The organism is Pararhizobium polonicum (genome assembly GCF_001687365.1).
Classification (GTDB): Bacteria; Pseudomonadota; Alphaproteobacteria; order Rhizobiales; family Rhizobiaceae; genus Pararhizobium; species Pararhizobium polonicum.
This window is the reverse complement of record NZ_LGLV01000006.1, coordinates 284,816-300,114: the sequence shown is the minus strand read 5'-3', so window position 1 is coordinate 300,114 and position 15,299 is coordinate 284,816. Positions and strand designations below refer to the sequence as shown.

The 15,299-nt window shown below is 60.9% G+C and carries 18 protein-coding genes; 2 read left to right on the top strand and 16 right to left on the bottom strand.

Annotated features, from left to right (window positions below; translation table 11 throughout):
• Positions 1–13 precede the first annotated feature (13 nt).
• From ADU59_RS10255 to ADU59_RS10240, 4 genes are read right to left on the bottom strand one after another with little or no spacing between them, the layout of a single operon-like run.
• Positions 14–778, bottom strand: coding sequence for an amino acid ABC transporter ATP-binding protein (locus ADU59_RS10255; protein ID WP_068953994.1), 765 nt, complete (start codon positions 776–778; stop codon positions 14–16).
• Positions 775–1,533: an amino acid ABC transporter permease gene (locus tag ADU59_RS10250; RefSeq protein WP_068953993.1), complete on the bottom strand. Its 759-nt coding sequence runs from the start codon at positions 1,531–1,533 to the stop codon at positions 775–777. The genes ADU59_RS10255 and ADU59_RS10250 overlap by 4 nt, the downstream gene beginning before the upstream one ends.
• Positions 1,530–2,237, bottom strand: coding sequence for an amino acid ABC transporter permease (locus tag ADU59_RS10245; RefSeq protein WP_068953992.1), 708 nt, complete (start codon positions 2,235–2,237; stop codon positions 1,530–1,532). Before ADU59_RS10245 ends, ADU59_RS10250 begins: the two co-directional genes overlap by 4 nt.
• The gene (locus tag ADU59_RS10240; protein WP_068953991.1) at positions 2,234–3,013 is read right to left on the bottom strand and encodes an SDR family oxidoreductase; all 780 of its coding nucleotides are present in this window, start codon (positions 3,011–3,013) and stop codon (positions 2,234–2,236) included. Before ADU59_RS10240 ends, ADU59_RS10245 begins: the two co-directional genes overlap by 4 nt.
• A gap of 256 nt (positions 3,014–3,269) precedes the next feature.
• Here ADU59_RS10240 and nac point away from each other — a divergent pair, with 256 nt between their 5' ends.
• Positions 3,270–4,184 carry a nitrogen assimilation transcriptional regulator NAC gene (gene nac / locus ADU59_RS10235; protein WP_068953990.1) on the top strand — a complete coding sequence of 305 codons (915 nt, stop codon included), beginning with the start codon at positions 3,270–3,272 and terminating at the stop codon, positions 4,182–4,184.
• Positions 4,185–4,194: 10 nt separating this feature from the next.
• Here nac and ADU59_RS10230 read toward each other — a convergent pair whose 3' ends face one another.
• From ADU59_RS10230 to ADU59_RS10200, 7 genes are read right to left on the bottom strand one after another with little or no spacing between them, the layout of a single operon-like run.
• Complete coding sequence (locus ADU59_RS10230) at positions 4,195–5,397, bottom strand: pyridoxal phosphate-dependent aminotransferase (RefSeq protein ID WP_068953989.1); 1,203 nt, start codon at positions 5,395–5,397, stop codon at positions 4,195–4,197.
• Positions 5,398–5,445: 48 nt separating this feature from the next.
• Complete coding sequence (locus ADU59_RS10225) at positions 5,446–6,213, bottom strand: 5-oxoprolinase subunit PxpA (protein ID WP_068953988.1); 768 nt, start codon at positions 6,211–6,213, stop codon at positions 5,446–5,448.
• A 26-nt stretch (positions 6,214–6,239) separates the two neighbouring features.
• Positions 6,240–7,229, bottom strand: coding sequence for a 5-oxoprolinase subunit C family protein (locus ADU59_RS10220; protein ID WP_068953987.1), 990 nt, complete (start codon positions 7,227–7,229; stop codon positions 6,240–6,242).
• Positions 7,226–7,894 carry a 5-oxoprolinase subunit PxpB gene (gene pxpB, locus ADU59_RS10215; RefSeq protein ID WP_099050795.1) on the bottom strand — a complete coding sequence of 223 codons (669 nt, stop codon included), beginning with the start codon at positions 7,892–7,894 and terminating at the stop codon, positions 7,226–7,228. Before pxpB ends, ADU59_RS10220 begins: the two co-directional genes overlap by 4 nt.
• Before the next feature lie 59 nt (positions 7,895–7,953).
• Positions 7,954–8,382 carry a biotin/lipoyl attachment domain-containing protein gene (locus tag ADU59_RS10210; protein WP_068953985.1) on the bottom strand — a complete coding sequence of 143 codons (429 nt, stop codon included), beginning with the start codon at positions 8,380–8,382 and terminating at the stop codon, positions 7,954–7,956.
• Positions 8,379–9,770: an acetyl-CoA carboxylase biotin carboxylase subunit gene (gene accC, locus ADU59_RS10205; protein WP_068953984.1), complete on the bottom strand. Its 1,392-nt coding sequence runs from the start codon at positions 9,768–9,770 to the stop codon at positions 8,379–8,381. The genes ADU59_RS10210 and accC overlap by 4 nt, the downstream gene beginning before the upstream one ends.
• Positions 9,770–10,216, bottom strand: coding sequence for an acetyl-CoA carboxylase biotin carboxyl carrier protein (locus ADU59_RS10200; protein ID WP_068953983.1), 447 nt, complete (start codon positions 10,214–10,216; stop codon positions 9,770–9,772). Before ADU59_RS10200 ends, accC begins: the two co-directional genes overlap by 1 nt.
• A 259-nt stretch (positions 10,217–10,475) precedes the next feature.
• Here ADU59_RS10200 and ADU59_RS10195 point away from each other — a divergent pair, with 259 nt between their 5' ends.
• Positions 10,476–11,417: a DMT family transporter gene (locus ADU59_RS10195; RefSeq protein ID WP_068953982.1), complete on the top strand. Its 942-nt coding sequence runs from the start codon at positions 10,476–10,478 to the stop codon at positions 11,415–11,417.
• A 66-nt stretch (positions 11,418–11,483) separates the two neighbouring features.
• Here ADU59_RS10195 and ADU59_RS10190 read toward each other — a convergent pair whose 3' ends face one another.
• Genes ADU59_RS10190 through ADU59_RS10170 form a run of 5 tightly spaced genes read right to left on the bottom strand, consistent with a single transcriptional unit; the run spans position 11,484 to position 15,183 of the window.
• Positions 11,484–12,158 (bottom strand): 4-carboxy-4-hydroxy-2-oxoadipate aldolase/oxaloacetate decarboxylase, encoded by a 675-nt coding sequence (locus tag ADU59_RS10190; RefSeq protein WP_068953981.1) that lies wholly within the window; start codon positions 12,156–12,158, stop codon positions 11,484–11,486.
• Positions 12,159–12,179: 21 nt separating this feature from the next.
• A complete protein-coding gene (locus tag ADU59_RS10185) occupies positions 12,180–12,911 on the bottom strand; it encodes an amino acid ABC transporter ATP-binding protein (protein ID WP_068953980.1) in 732 nt (243 codons plus the stop codon).
• Complete coding sequence (locus tag ADU59_RS10180; protein ID WP_068953979.1) at positions 12,908–13,618, bottom strand: amino acid ABC transporter permease; 711 nt, start codon at positions 13,616–13,618, stop codon at positions 12,908–12,910. The genes ADU59_RS10185 and ADU59_RS10180 overlap by 4 nt, the downstream gene beginning before the upstream one ends.
• Complete coding sequence (locus tag ADU59_RS10175; RefSeq protein WP_068953978.1) at positions 13,618–14,316, bottom strand: amino acid ABC transporter permease; 699 nt, start codon at positions 14,314–14,316, stop codon at positions 13,618–13,620. The genes ADU59_RS10180 and ADU59_RS10175 overlap by 1 nt, the downstream gene beginning before the upstream one ends.
• Before the next feature lie 30 nt (positions 14,317–14,346).
• Entirely contained in the window at positions 14,347–15,183 is an 837-nt protein-coding gene (locus ADU59_RS10170; RefSeq protein ID WP_068953977.1) for a transporter substrate-binding domain-containing protein, read from the bottom strand.
• Between the last annotated feature and the right edge of the window lie 116 nt (positions 15,184–15,299).

The following is a 15,299-nucleotide window of genomic DNA, read 5'->3' as shown; positions in this document are numbered from 1 at the left end:
GTTATTATTGGGATCAGTGCCGCAGGTCGGCGAGAAAACGCTGAGCGCGGGGATGCCGGGGATTGGTGAAAAACTCTTCCGGTGTCGCCATCTCGATGATCTGGCCAGCGTCGATGAACCAGATCCGGTCGGCAACATCGCGGGCAAAGCCCATTTCATGGGTGACGCACAGCATGGTCATGCCGTCGGCGGCCAGGCTCTTCATGACGGCCAGCACTTCTCCGACCATCTCCGGATCGAGGGCGCTGGTCGGCTCGTCGAACAGCATGACCGGCGGCTCCATGGCAAGCGCACGGGCAATGGCCACGCGCTGCTGCTGGCCGCCGGACAGCTGGCCGGGATAGGCATTGGCCTTATCCACCAGCCCGACGCGATCGAGAAGGAGCAGAGCTTTGTCATGGGCGATATCGCGAGCGATGCCCTTCACCCGGACGGGCGACATCGAGACGTTCTCGACCACGGACAGATGCGGGAACAGGTTGAAATTCTGGAAGACGAAACCGATCCGGCTGCGCAGCTGGTTGAGCTCCCGGGTCTTCATCGGCGCGTGAATGTTCTGGCCGTCGAAGGAGATCGCCCCGCTGTTGATTTCCTCAAGGCGGTTGATGGTTCGGATCAACGTCGATTTGCCGGAGCCGGAAGGGCCGCAGATGACCACGACTTCGCCTCTGGCGACCTGAGCGTCGATCTCTTTCAGGACCTGATAGTCGCCGTACTGCTTGGAGACCTTGGAAATCCGGATCGCATTCACATCCTGCGGTGAAACTGACGGGGTCATAGCTGCTCCGATATGATTTTGACGGGCGCGATCACCGCCGCCGGGCGGGCACCGGAAAGACCGGCACGCCTGCGGCTGATCCGGCGCTCGAGACGATAGGCGACATGGGTGAGAGACCAGCAGATCGCGTAGTAGATGACCGCCAGGATGAGAAAGACCTGGAAGGGCTGCGTGAGGAGCTGATTGTTAACCTGGCTCGCGGCAAAGGTGAGGTCGGGCACGTTGATCACATAGCCGAGCGTCGTATCCTTGATCGTCGAAACGAAGGTCGACAGGATGCTCGGGATCATGTTGTAGAGCGCCTGCGGCAAAATCACGAAGCGCATCGCACCGAAATAACCATGCCCCAGAGCCTTGGCCGCTTCCATCTGCCCGTGGCCAAGCGCGACGATCCCTGCCCGCACGACCTCGCTGAGAAAAGCGGCCTGATAGACGACCAGTGTCGTCAGCATCGTCACAAAGCTCGGGACATCGGCGCCGGTCAAAAGCGGCACCAGAAAGTAGCTCCACAGGATAAGCATCAAGAGCGGCACGCCACGCGTCACATAGACCAGCACCGTCACCGGCCAGCGCAGGAACGGCCATTTGGAAAGACGCGCCAGCGCCAGCAGGATGCTCAGCGGGAATGCCAATGCGATGCTCAGCACCGACAGGATCAGCGTGTTGGCAAGCCCGCCCAGCGGTCCGTTCGGATACTGACCGATCAGCAGCAGCAGCCAATAGTCGTGAATGATGGCGACGATATCGCTGATCATGCCCGTACCCTCGTGGCCGGATCGGCGCGCATGGTCACATAGGCACCACCGGCCATGATGACGAGCGAGAAGAACAGATAGAGCACTGTCCCGATCAGATAGATTTCGAACGTCCGGAAGCTGAGGTTCTCGATCTCCTTGACCGCATGCGTCAGCTCGGACGCACCGATCACGACCCCGAGACTGCTGTTCTTGAACAGTGAAACGCTGTGGTTGATCAGCGGCGGCAAGGCGTTGCGTACCCCTTGCGGCATCATGACGAAGCGCATCGCCGACAGGTAACCGTGGCCAAGTGCTCGCGCAGCTTCCATCTGACCCGGACTGACCGAGCGAAGCCCGGATCGCAGGTCCTCGCTGAAATAGGCAGCCTGGCAGAGCCCGAGCCCGATGATCGCAAAGATCGCCTCGGCGTTGTGGCTCGCAAGCCAATAGGTCAGCCAGTCGGGCAGCAGCGTGAAGATACCGAAGTACCACAGCATCAGCTGGACGAGTGTCGGGACATTACGGTGATAGGAGACATAGCCGGCGACAAAGGCATTGCCGAAGCGGCCCGGCGAAAAACGCAGTGCAAGCAGCAGGATGGCGAGCGTCATCGCCAGCAGCCAGGAGCCGATGGCGATGATGAACGTCATCTCGATGCCGTGCAGCAGCATCGAGATGAATTCCGGGTTGGTCAGGATCGCAGAGAGATCGAACCCCGTCACGGCTTCGACCCTTCGGAAGGCGGCACCGACCGCGGCGTTGCCGGTTTGGCCGTCTGAAGACCGCCCATCACCTGAAGCGTCGGCGTGATTTCCATGTGGCCGATATTGACCGCGATGGGGGCGGCGATGGCGAAAGCGATGGCTTCGGCGATATCGGCGGCTTCCGGCAGTTCGAACCCATCGATGAAGCGTTCGCGGATCGATGGGTCGTCACCATGCACATGCGCAAAAATATCGGTCGCGACCCGGCCCGGGCAGATTTCCGTAACCCGAACGCGCTTGCCGAAGGCATCGATGCGCAGCTGGTTGGACAACATGCTCACAGCCGCTTTCGTCGCATGATAGGAGGAATTTCCGCCGAAATTATAAGCGCCCGCGATCGAGGAAATATTGATCACATGGCCGTTGTCACGCGCGACCATGCCCGGCACGACCATCCGGCAAAGATGCAGCACGGCGCGCAGATTGACGTCGACCAGAAGGTCGATATCGCTCTCGTCGGCTTCCAGGAATTTCTTCGGGCGATCAACGCCGGCATTGTTGACGAGGATATCGAACTCGATCCGCGCCGTCAGCTCGGCAAGCGCCGCACGATTGGTTACGTCGATCGCATGCGGGATGCAGCCAGTCTTTTCGGCAAGTCTCTGCAGTGGCTCGGCGCTGCGGGCAAGGGCATGAACCTCAATATTTTCCCGGCGCAGCCGCTCGACGACGGCCGCACCAATACCGGAAGAGGCGCCGGTGACCAGCGCTGTCCTGTAATCGGAAAATGACATTTTTATTCCCCAGTTGTTTTTTTGAACATTAGTTGAACTTCAAAGCCCTGCCTAAGACCGATTATTTGTGGAGCGATAAGCAAGCCTTATGATGCTCGACACCTGTACACCGGCAGGCCTCTAAAGCCCTGTGATTTCAACATAACGATTCACGATTTTATCTGTAACCACATGTTTTATCTTGCAGTTTCCGGTTTGCAATTTCACCGAAGGCCTGTACGATGGCCTGAAAAATGATTGGATCGATTGCAGCACAATGGACACCAGGCGGCTCAAATCCTTTATCGTCATCGTCGATTCCGGCAGCATCACGCGGGCCGCCGATATCTTGCATGTGGCCCAACCAGCTTTGAGCCAGCAGCTTGCGTCGCTGGAGGAGCATTTTGGCCAGAAGCTTCTGAACCGGAGCCAGCAGGGCGTCAGCATGACCGATGCCGGACATGCTGTTTATCGTCATGCGCAGATCATCCTGCGGCAGATGGATCAGGCTCAGGCCGATGCATCCGCAGCCGGCAATTCGCTTGCCGGACGCGTATCGGTCGGGCTTGTGCCGTTCAGCAGCGCTGCCACGCTCTCCGTCGATCTCCTGGCCGAGACGCGCAAGCGCCACCCTGGCATTCTCCTGCATCTGACCGAAAGCGTCGGCCAGACCTACAGCCAGATGATCATGACCGGCCGTCTGGAGATGGCGCTGATCCATGGCTCCGGGCCGATCAAGGGTGTTCGTTTCGAACCTCTGCTCAGCGAGGAATTCTTTCTGGTCGCCCATCCGGATTTTGCCATCGAGGCCGATGACAAACCGGTCTCCATCACCGCGCTGGACGGGCTTCCACTGTTGATGCCGCCTGCCTACAATTTTGTCCGGCGCGCCGTCGACACGGCTTTCACCCGGACCAGAACCAATCTGAAAGTCGTCGGCGAAGTGGAAATCGTCCGGACGCTGACGCGGGCCGTCAGCATCGGCCTTGGGGCAACAATCATGCCCAAAGCTATCGCCGACCGGATTATTACGGAGGCGAGCGAGCCGCTGATCTGCCGCATGGTCTCGCCGCGGATTGAGGAAACGCTGTCGCTGTGCGTTTCCGACCACACGCCGCTTTCCGAACCCGCTGCCGCGGTCAAAGACATTTTGATCGAGTTGACCGCGCGGCTCAAGCCGCCGCGCGGGTGACGGTTAAACTTTAGAGCAACTCGGCGCAAAACTGGGAAATCCGGGCGCAGGCTTCCGTCAGCTTTTCCATGCTGGTCGCATAGGAGATCCGGAAGAACGGGCTCATGCCATAAGCAGCACCCTGGACGGTGGCCACATGATGCTCGTTGACCAGCGCCATGACGAAATCGGTGTCGCTCTCGATCGCTCGCCCGCCCTTGCTCACCTTACCGATCAGCCCCGATATATTCGGAAAGATGTAGAAGGCACCTTCAGGCCGGTGGCATTTCAGGCCGTCGATCTTGCCCAGTTCGGAGAGCACGAAGTCGCGGCGCTGCTTGTAGACGGCGGCTCGTTCCGCAAGCAGGTTCTGCGGTCCATCCAGCACAGCCGCAGCTGCCGCCTGAACAACGGTCGCCGTGCCGCCGCCGTTCTGGCCGTTGACATTGCTGATGGCCGAGATCAGGTCCTTCGGTCCGCCGCAGAAACCGAGGCGCCAACCCGTCATCGCATAGGCCTTGGACGCGCCGTTGACGGTCAAAACCCGATCATAAAGCCTCGGCTCGACCTCGGCGATCGTGCAGAATTCGAAGTCGTCATAGATCAGGTGTTCGTAGATATCGTCGGTCAGGATCCACACGTGCGGATGGCGCAGCATGACATCGGCGATTGCCTTCATTTCCGCGCGCGAGCAGGCGGCGCCTGTGGGATTGTTCGGGAAGTTCAGGAAAAGCCATTTGGTCCGGGGCGTAATCGCGGCCTCCAGATCTTCGGCGCGCAGCTTGAAGCCGGCCTCCTGCGGGCAAGCGACCGGCACGGGTACGGCGCCGGTGAACTTGACGATGTCCGCATAGCTGATCCAGGACGGCGCCGGGATCACCACCTCGTCGCCGGGATTGCAGGTCGCCAGCATCGCATTGAAGATGACCTGCTTGCCACCGCCGCAGACGACGATCTGGCTAGCATCATAGTCGAGATTGTTTTCGCGCTTGAACTTGCGCGAAATCGCCGCCTTCAGGGCCGGCGTGCCATCCATCGTCGGATATTTTGTGTCGCCGGCAAGGGCTGAGGCATGCGCTGCCTCGACAGCATGCGTCGGTGTGGCGAAATCGGGTTCGCCAGCCGACAGGCTGATGACGTTGACGCTTTGCGCGGCAAGCTCCCGGGCGCACTGCGTCATGGCGGCGGAGGCCGAGATGGAAACGTTCTTGAGGCGGTCGGCGATTGCTGGCATCGGACAGGGCTTTCGTGGTGTTGAAGGAGAAACAAGGAAGGTTTGGAACTAGCCGACGATTTCGGCAGCCGGGGCGATCGTCGCGCCCGTCGCCTCGATCTCGCTGCGCACGATCCGTGCGAGTTCAAGCGATCCCGGCGTGTCGCTGTGAACGAGGATGGAGCGGGCCGGCACGGCAAGAGTTGCGCCCTCGATGGTCGTGACGGTGCCGGTCTTGAGGAAGTGTCGGACGCGGGCGCGAAGAGCGTCTTCCTCCTTGATAACGGCCCCAGGCAAACCACGGGCGACAAGCCTGCCCTGCACATCATAGGCACGGTCGGCAAGGAACAGGAGAAGGGTTTTCAGGCCCGCGCGGGCTGCGGCGTGCGCAATGATGCTATCAGGCATAGCGAAGACGATCAGGTTCGGATCGATCGTGCGGATCGTGTCCATCATCAGATCAGCCAGCACCGGATCGCGGTTGACCATGTTGCCCATCGCCGCATGGAAGCTGATATGGGCGACGGGCACCTGCTCCGCGTTTGCGATCGCCGTCAGGGCGCCCAGCTGGTAGAGCATCTGCTGGCGCAGTTCATCGGCGGTGAAAGGCAGTTCGCGGCGGCCAAAACCCAGCCTGTCCGGCAATCCAGGGTGGGCACCCACGCCGACACCGTTTGCCTTGGCAAGGCGAACCATACGCACCATCGTGTCGGGATCGCCGGCATGGAAGCCGCAGGCGATGTTGACCGAGGAGACGACCTCCATCAGTGCCTCGTCATCGCAGAGGCGATAAGGCCCGAAACCTTCGCCCATGTCGGAATTCAGGTCGATCTTCACCGGTTCTTTCCTTTCGCCACGAGCATTCACCGTCCTGTCATCGTCTTCAAGGCACGCGCGACCATTTGCGACGTGTTGCGGATATCGTCGATATAGGCGGCGATGGCCTGGTCGAGCGCCCGCGCATCGGCATGCGAGGAGCGGACGAAACGCAGGCGGCTGCCGATGCGCGCCTGGCCGAGCCGCCAGAGATCGGCTTCGAGAACGCCCGCAATTTTCGGGTACCCACCCGCGGTGTTGGCGTCGCTCATCTGCACGATTGGTTCACCGCCCGGTGGCACCTGCACAACGCCGGGAACGATCCCGTAGGAACGCATTTCCGCCGGTTCGGTGGGCCGCACGGGCTCGCCGGAAAGCCGGTAGCCGGTCCGGTCGCTCTGCGAGGAGATTTTCCAGCTCTGGCTCCAGAAGCGTTCGGCATCGGCACCGAAAAGGTGGTGTTCGCCCGCCGGCAGGGCCCGGATCAGCAGCGTGCCGTCAAGTGCGATGGGAAAGAGTTCGGCCAGCGCCGTTGCCGGCGGCACAACGCCCAATCCATCCACCGACAAGGCCGTGGCCTCGCCGAGAGGAAGCCTGTCGTGCCTTTGCAGGAACCGGCCGTCCATGCCGCCGAAGGCGCCGCGCAGCGAAGTGCTGCGCGAGCCCATGACGATTGGGACGTCCACGCCTCCCGCAAAAGCGATGTAGGCGCGCGCTGAAGCAGGAGACAACGAGAGCTCAAGAACCTGTCCGGCATTGCCCTGCTGCATCCACCAAGGGGGCAGAACGCGGCCATCGAGTGTCGCGCCGGCGCCTCCGGTCACTGCGAAAACCGTCGTTTCGTCGAAACGGAGGCGGAACGGAAAGGTCTGCACTTCGATCGCGGCAGCACCTTCACCATTCCCGACCAGCAGATTGGCGATCTTCAGCGCCAGCGGATCCATGGCGCCACTTGCGGTGACACCAATGTCGCGATAGCCCGGCCGCCCGAGATCCTGGATCGTGTTCAAGGGCCCGGTGTCGATGATCTCGATCACAGTTCGATCCTTTCCGGCAGGAAGCGCACGGTGTCGCCCGGCGCCATGATCGCAGGCACGGCCGCTGCCGGATCGAACATCTGAAGATCGGCAAAACCGATCGAATTCCAGCCGTTCGGGCCGGTCAACGTGGCAACACCTGTCTGCATGCCACCGATGGTGACGCAGCCCTTGGTCATTTTCAGCGAGGGGACCGTCTTGCGCGGCATATGGATGCGCGGGTCCAGTCCGTGGAGATAACCGAAACCCGGCGCGCTTCCCAACGCAAAAACCGTATAAGTCCCCTCATGATGGATGCGGACAACCTCGCTGTCCGTTAAGCCCGAGCGATCGCAGAGCGCAGCCAGATCGATGGCATGCTCTCCGCCGTAAATAACGCCGATCTCGACGGTCTTGCCCTTGATGTCGATGCTTTCGGCCCGCCCCCAGGCGTCGCGGAGCCGCACTGTCACGGCGTCCGGATCCGCGGGCGTCGCCTTGAAGATGGCCAGGAGATTGGTCATGCCCGGCACGATCTCGCTCAGATCATCCCACTGCCGCAGCGCCTGCGCCAGCGCCCAGATTCGCCGCTGGGGGGCAAGATCGAAATGGCCGGGCGCCTCCAGCAGAAAGGCCCGCGCACCGATCGTCGAAATAACGGGTTGGCGGTGCAGCGCCGGCGCCATCCGCGGTGATGTTTCAAGAGCGTTCGAAGAATTGTCGACCGGTTGAGGCATGGGAGCGATCATGGGCGGGGCTCGAATTCAAAGAGAGGGGCACCATAGCCGACGAGAGCACCATCCCCGGCAATCCGTAGTGTCAGTACCCCCGGCGTTGCAGCTGTGATCGGCAGCAGGATAGGGCCGATCCGGATGAAACCAAGAGGCTCGCCTGCCCCAACCTCAAGCGGAGCCCCCGATGACCGCACGGCCACGGCAGGGTGGTCGCTGCAGAATACGCCCGCCATCGGAGCCACAACGTTGCCCGGCTGCATCGTCCGCGACGGTGTGTGCGAGGTCTTGAACCGTCGTGCCGTACCGGGCACCTCGTGATCAACGACAATCCGCACCTTGCACCCGCGCTGCTCGATCTCGATGCCATCGACACCAGCGGCTTCAAGCGCCGCCACCAGAGACGCGATGACCGCAGGATCGCTGAAATCCATCCCGCTCATGACGCGCTCCGCTGTTTCAGCCATTTTTCGAGATAGTGAATATCCGTGCCTCCGGATGCAAAGCTCTCATCATCGAACAGCAGGCGAAGCAGCGGCAGATTGGTAGAAATGCCTTCGATCTCCGTTTCCGCGAGCGCTGCCCGCATCGCAGCGATCGCCTCAGGACGCGATGGCGCGTGCACGATCAGCTTGCCGATCAGGGAATCGTAATAGGGTGATACCTTGTAGCCTGCGTGCACATGCGTATCGACGCGGATGCCGGGGCCGGAGGGCAGCTTCAAAGCTGTAATCATACCGGCCGATGCGAGGAAGGTGGTGGGGTCCTCAGCATTGATCCGGCATTCGAAGGCGTGGCCATCCACCGCGATGCTGCTCTGGCCAACCTCCAGCGGCATGCCCTGCGCAGCCTTGATCTGTGCCTGAACGATGTCGATGCCGCTGGTCATTTCCGTCACCGGATGTTCGACCTGCAGCCGCGTGTTCATCTCGATGAAATAGAAGGCACCGTCTTCATAGAGAAACTCGAAGGTACCAACGCCACGATAGCCAATCTGCAGGCAGGCCCGAACGCATGCCTCGGCGACCGGCCCGATGATATCGGGCGCGATACCGGGTGCCGGCGCCTCTTCGACAACTTTCTGGTGGCGGCGTTGCATCGAGCAATCGCGGTGGCCGAGCCAGACAGCGTTTCCATGCACATCGCAGAGGACCTGGATTTCGATGTGGCGCGGATGCTGGAGGAACTTCTCCATGTAGAGCGCCGGCGATCCAAAGGCCTGGCGGGCCTCCTCCCGGGTAATCGCCACAGCTTCCTGCAGCGCACTGGCCTCAAGAACCACACGCATGCCGCGCCCCCCGCCCCCACCGGCCGCCTTGACGATGACCGGATAGCCAATCTGCAAGGCAATCGCCTCGACGCTGGCGTGGTCGTCTGGCAGTTCGCAATCCGGCCCCGGGACGCATGGAACGCCCGCGGCGATCATCGCGCTCTTGGCCGCAATCTTGTCGCCCATGGTTGCGATCGATTGAGCCGTCGGCCCGATGAACACCATCCCCGCGTCTTCGACAGCCTTGGAAAAGGCCGCGTTTTCGGACAGAAAGCCGTAGCCGGGATGAACTGCGCCGGCACCGGTGAGGCGGGCAGCGAGAAGGATGGCGTCCTTGTTGAGGTAGCTCTTGCCGGCGCCTGCCGGGCCGATGCAAAGGAAGGTGTCGGCGAGCGCGCCATAGCTTGCCTGCCTGTCGGCTTGCGAGCAGACCATAACCGTCTTCAGGCCGAGATCCTTGCAGGCTCTCAGAATCCTCAGCGCGATCTCCCCGCGATTGGCGATCAACACCGTATCGAAACTGTTCTCCGGTCGGGCAGAATGAACTTGACCATCCGGCATCAGACGATCTCCGCCAGTATGTCACCCGCCTCGACTTCGCCACCGTCGATAGCGGCGATACGGACAATGCGGCCCGCGCGGGGCGCGCCGATCGGATTGAAGACCTTCATGGCCTCGATGATGAAGAGCGTCTGACCGGCCTCGACCGTGTCGCCGGGCTTGACGAACGCAGCCTCACCCGGAGCCGGGGCGGTATGAAGCACGCCAAAGATCGGAGCATGGACCGGAATGGACGCCGCATCCGGTGCGGAGGGCTCGGTGGCTGTCGAAACAACCACCGGCATCTCGATGACTGCGGCATCGGCCGGAGAGGAAGATGCAACGCCTTCACCCGGCGACCGCGTTCGGAATATCCGAACCGTCGTCTCTTTTTCGGTGACCGTAAGCTCCGTGATGTTTGACTGGCCGACGAAGTCGATCAGCGTCTTTATTTTTGAGAGATCCATGCGTCACCCGTGCTCACGTCCATCGTCGCTTTCCTGATAGGAGCCGCGACGGCTTTCATCCTGACTACATCAGGCAAGATGCGATGGGGTCAGACGAAGTTTTGATGGAGCCTGGTTTTGCCTGCCGGTCGCCCCTCAAAATCATGGGCCTGTTATCGCGATGGGGGCAGACAATGTTTCTATATCGCGTTTTTCTGGTTCTCTCGCGCTGCCGCTCGTGCTGAAAGCACCATGGGGGGCAACAGGCGGTGGACGATCAATGAACCCCAAAAAAGGAATTCTTCTCAAGGTGCTGGCAGCGCTGTGTGCGACGCTGATGGCGGCCAGCATCAAGGGGTTGAACGGCGCGGTCCCGACCGGCGAAGTGGTGTTCTTCCGGTCGATCTGCGCTCTCGTTCCGCTCGGTATCTGGCTGGGCCTTCAGGGAAACCTCATCGAGCTGACAGCGACCCGGCATTTCGGCGGCCATGTCGTCCGCAGCCTGTCGGGCACCGGCGGCATGTTCTTCAGCTATCTGGCGCTGGCCTATCTGCCACTGGCCGACGCGACGGCGCTGAGCTATGCCGCGCCGCTGTTCACGGTCATCCTGGCGGCGGTGCTGCTTGGCGAAGTTGTCAGGGCCTATCGATGGTCATCGGTAGTGATCGGCTTTTCCGGCGTGCTGGTGATGCTGTCGCCGCATCTCGGCATGTTCGGCACCGAAGGCGCACCCGACCTGTCCTCGAATACCGCGGCGATGCTCGGCGCAGCTGCGGGTCTGCTCGCGGCGCTCTTCTCAGCGCTCTCATCTGTCCAGATCCGTCACCTTGCGCGGACGGAGCGGCCGGGCGCGATTGTTCTGTACTTCTCGCTGATGACAACAGTGATCGGCCTGGCAACGGCCATATTCGGATGGATCATGCCGACGCTTTCCCAGCTCTGCCTGCTGGCTGCCGCCGGTATCACCGGCGGCGTTGCGCAAATCCTGATGACGCTTAGCCTGCGTCACGCTCTGGCATCGCTGCTTGCCCCGTTCGAATACAGCACCATGCTCTGGTCGGTGCTGCTGGGCTATATCCTGCTCGGTCAGTTGCCCGTCGCAACGACAATCGCGGGGGCAATCATTGTCGCAGCAGCCGGCCTCTTCGCTGTCTGGCGCGAGCACTGGCTGAAACGCAGCGCGCAACTTGCCGAGAACGCACTGGCGACATCTGAATCCTGACGCGCCTGTTCACAGTACACCTTACGGGCGGCGTCCCTTCAAGATACCGCCCGGCAGAACAATGGACTAAAGATTGACCACGAGGCCCTTGGCTTTCAGAACCTGCTCGAGGTTGCTGACTTCAACAACGGACTTGCCAGCCTTGTAGGCGGCAATATAGCCGGCTTCCGCATCCTCCCGCGCCTGGGCCAGTTCGGCCACGGCAAGGGCTTCATCCTTTCGAACGACGACAAGTCCGTCCGCATCACCGACGATGATATCGCCGGGGAAAACCAGCTCATCGCCGATGGTGATCGGATCGTTCACCGCTCCCAGCGTTTCCTTGACCGTCCCCTTGATGCAGACACTCAAGGAAAAGACCGGGAAGCCGAGGTCGCGAAGCTGCAGCGTGTCGCGTACCCCCGTGTCCGTCACGAGGCCGCCGATACCCTTGGCGAGGCAGGCATTGGCCAGCACATCGCCAAACGAGCCCGCTTCCTCGTATTCGCCGGCGGACACGACGACGATGTCGCCCGGCTGGGCGTAGTTGATCGCCAGCTGCAGCATGATGTTGTCGCGCGGCGCGCATTTCACCGTGAAGGCCGGACCGCACAGCTTCATCCGGTAATCGACCGGCTTCAGGCGCGAGGAAAGTGCGCCCTTGCGCCCCTGCGCCTCGTGCAGCGTCGCCGGCGAGAATTTGGCGATCGCTTCGACAGCTTCGCGGCTCGGACGGTCAGGCATTTGCTTGATATGGATCATGATAACCTCTGCATGATGGGTCTAGTGGTTTTTCTGGATGGCGGAAAGGAACCCACGCACGTCCGGATGGGTCTCGGAGGAGAAGAACAGCTCCGGTTTGGCATCGAACGTCAGCTCTCCGCTTTTCAGGAACCAGATGCGGTCTGCCACCTCGCGGGCAAAGCCCATTTCATGCGTGACGCACATCATGGTGATCCCTTCCCCGGAAAGCTGGCGCAGCAGCTTCAGCACTTCGCCGACCATTTCCGGATCGAGCGCGCTGGTCGGCTCGTCGAGGATCAGCACTTCTGGCTTCAGGATCAGCGAGCGGGCAATCGCCACACGCTGGGACTGGCCGCCGGAAATATCGGCCGGAAGCGAGTTTGCCTTATCGGCCAGACCGACGCGCTCCAGCATCAAAAGTGCTGTCGGCAATGCCTCCTTGCGCGATTGCTGTCGCAGCCGGCGCAACGGCAGCATGACATTGTCGACGACGCTCAGATGCGGAAACAGATTGAACTGCTGGAAGACGAAGCCGATGCCGGTTCGAAGCGTGTTGACGTTGACCGACTTGGCATGGATGTCCGTGCCGCCGACCGTAATCGTGCCTTCCTGGATCGGCTCCAGCCGGTTGACCGTTCGCACCAAGGTCGATTTTCCCGAGCCGGAAGGCCCGCACAGCACGATGGTCGTTCCCTTGTCGACCGTCGCCGAGATATTCTTGATGACCTTGAGAGCCCCGAACCACTTGGAGACGCCTTGAAACTCGATCATGCCATCGCCTCCACGACCACGCGGCCTGTCCGCCTGTTGGCGATCCGTCGCTCCAGCCAGCTTGTCGCCTGGCTCAGCGCAAAGCAGAGGATGAAATAGGTGGCGGCCAGGATGCCGAAGATCTGAAGCGGCTTGGTCACTTCGTTCGAATTGACCTGCAGCATCACATAGGAAAGCTCCGACACGGCGATGATCGATCCGAGCGACGATTCCTTGATGATGGTGGTCAGCTGATTGACGATGCCGGGAATGACATTGAAAATCGCCTGCGGCAGGATCACGCGGAAGGTTGTCGGAACATATCCAAGCCCCAGCGCTTTCGCGGCCTCCATCTGCCCCTTGGGCAAACCCTCGATCCCGGCAGCGATGATCTCACCGAGATAGGCGGCCTGATAGATCACGATGGCGATGATCAGCGTATAGGTCGCGTCGATCGGAAAGCCGATCACCATCGGCAGCGCGAAATAGGCCCAGAAGATCAGCATCAGAAGTGGAATGGCGCGCACGCAATGGACAAACCCGCTCGCAATGGTCTTCGCCGGCCCCGACGGGCCGGTTCTCGCCAGCGCGATCAGCACCGCGCAGGGAAAGGTGACGGCGAGACTGACGATCGAGATGATCAGCGTCAGCGCCAGACCGCCCAGCTTCCCATGCGGATATTCTCCGACCAGTAGCATGAGGCCGTATTCGTGAAGGATCTCCAGCATTATTTCACCCTCAGCCGGAAGCGGTCGGACAGAACGGAAGAAAGCCACATGATCGCAAACGAGATCAGCATGTAGATGGCCGTCGCAATCCCGTAGGCTTCAAAGATCCGGAAAGATTGTTCCTCGATGTAGCGCGCCTGATAGCTCAGCTCCGCCACGCCGATGCCGGCGGCAAGGCTTGTGCCTTTGAACAGGATCAGCGTCTGGCCGAGCAGGGCCGGCAGCGCCAGCCGCCAGGCCTGCGGAAGGATGACCCAGCGCATCGCGCCGAGATAGGTCAGGCCGATCGACCGGGCGGCCTCCATCTGCGCGGGATGGATCGAGCGCATGCCGCTACGGAAATCTTCCGACATATAGGCGGCCTTGTTGAGCGCCAGCGCCACGATCGCATAGCCGATCTCCGCCCCGACATCGTTCAGATAGTCATTGACGGCATCAGGCAGCACGACGGCGAACCCGAAATACCAGACGAACAACTGGATCAGCACCGGAACATTGCGGTGATATTCAACGAAGGCAGCGACAAGAAGTTGCGTCGGCCGGAACTCGATCGCGCGGACAACGGTCAGGATGATCGCGAGCACCAGCCCGAAGACCCACGACAGGACGAACAGAACCATCGTCGTCTGAAGTCCCTGCAGGATGAGATCGAGATACTCACCCCGCAGGACTTTACCAAAATCGAGCTGGTAACCCATGATACTGCAAGCCTACTTCGTTCTTCAGGATCAGTTCGTGAACCAGGTCGCCTGCGGCTTGCCGAATTCGAACTTCCGCGTTGCCTTCAGATCCGAGTCCTTGCCAAGCCACTTGTCATAGAGCTTTTGCCCCTCGCCGCTTGTCTCGAGACTTGCCAGGAATTCGTCGGCGGTCTTCACGAGTTCCGGAGAGCCCTTGCGAAAGGCAAAACCGGACGGCATCGACAGAAGCGGCTCGTCGAGGAAGCGCAGTGCCTTGATCTCATCGCCAGCGTTTCGCTGGACGGCCTTGCCTTCGGAATAACGATAGACGGTCGCCTTGACCTTGCCCTGCTGGAGAGCAAGGAACGATGCGGCGCTCGTCTCGAACGAAAGAACACGGGCATCGGGAAGCCTCTTTTCCGTCAACGGAATGAGAACGGATCCCTTGACGAGACCAATACGCTGCCCGGACAGGTCATCGACCGTCTTGATCGGCGAAGCATCCAGCACGACGAAATTGAAATCCTCGGCAATGTAGGCACCACTGAAATCGACCTGTTCGGCGCGCTCCTTGCTGTAGCTGAGGAGCGACGCCAGAATATCGACGCGTCCCTGGGTCAGTTCCGCCATGCGGGTCTGCGGAGAAACGGGCGTCAGCTGCGGCTCGACGCCGATATATTTGGCGAACATGCCGCAAAGCTCGATTTCGTAGCCGGCGGGTTCCCGCGTTTTCGGATCCTGAAAGCCGAGCGGCGGCGAGTTGGTGAGCACGCCGCAGTTCAGCTTTCCAGCCGATTTGATGTCGGCAAGCTGGTCTGCAAGGGCTGCCGTCGAAAAGGTGACAATGCCGAGTGCGACGGCAGTCACGAGTGTCGTGATTTTCATGGGATTCTCCTCCTGAGCAGCGCGTCCTCTCGCTGTACCCCCTGTTTACGTCTCTTGTGTTATGTGAACAAATATATATTGCGGATAGAAGATATATTGATTGTGTATGGAAGGAT

Coding starts and splice junctions, on each gene's coding strand:
- ADU59_RS10255 (WP_068953994.1), bottom strand. CDS start 778: ATGACCCCGTCAGTTTCACCGCAGGATGTGAATGCGATCCGGATTTCC.
- ADU59_RS10250 (WP_068953993.1), bottom strand. CDS start 1,533: ATGATCAGCGATATCGTCGCCATCATTCACGACTATTGGCTGCTGCTG.
- ADU59_RS10240 (WP_068953991.1), bottom strand. CDS start 3,013: ATGTCATTTTCCGATTACAGGACAGCGCTGGTCACCGGCGCCTCTTCC.
- nac (WP_068953990.1), top strand. CDS start 3,270: ATGGACACCAGGCGGCTCAAATCCTTTATCGTCATCGTCGATTCCGGC.
- ADU59_RS10230 (WP_068953989.1), bottom strand. CDS start 5,397: ATGCCAGCAATCGCCGACCGCCTCAAGAACGTTTCCATCTCGGCCTCC.
- pxpB (WP_099050795.1), bottom strand. CDS start 7,894: ATGGCGCCGGCGCTGCACCGCCAACCCGTTATTTCGACGATCGGTGCG.
- ADU59_RS10210 (WP_068953985.1), bottom strand. CDS start 8,382: ATGAGCGGGATGGATTTCAGCGATCCTGCGGTCATCGCGTCTCTGGTG.
- accC (WP_068953984.1), bottom strand. CDS start 9,770: ATGCCGGATGGTCAAGTTCATTCTGCCCGACCGGAGAACAGTTTCGAT.
- ADU59_RS10200 (WP_068953983.1), bottom strand. CDS start 10,216: ATGGATCTCTCAAAAATAAAGACGCTGATCGACTTCGTCGGCCAGTCA.
- ADU59_RS10195 (WP_068953982.1), top strand. CDS start 10,476: ATGAACCCCAAAAAAGGAATTCTTCTCAAGGTGCTGGCAGCGCTGTGT.
- ADU59_RS10190 (WP_068953981.1), bottom strand. CDS start 12,158: ATGATCCATATCAAGCAAATGCCTGACCGTCCGAGCCGCGAAGCTGTC.
- ADU59_RS10185 (WP_068953980.1), bottom strand. CDS start 12,911: ATGATCGAGTTTCAAGGCGTCTCCAAGTGGTTCGGGGCTCTCAAGGTC.
- ADU59_RS10180 (WP_068953979.1), bottom strand. CDS start 13,618: ATGCTGGAGATCCTTCACGAATACGGCCTCATGCTACTGGTCGGAGAA.
- ADU59_RS10175 (WP_068953978.1), bottom strand. CDS start 14,316: ATGGGTTACCAGCTCGATTTTGGTAAAGTCCTGCGGGGTGAGTATCTC.
- ADU59_RS10170 (WP_068953977.1), bottom strand. CDS start 15,183: ATGAAAATCACGACACTCGTGACTGCCGTCGCACTCGGCATTGTCACC.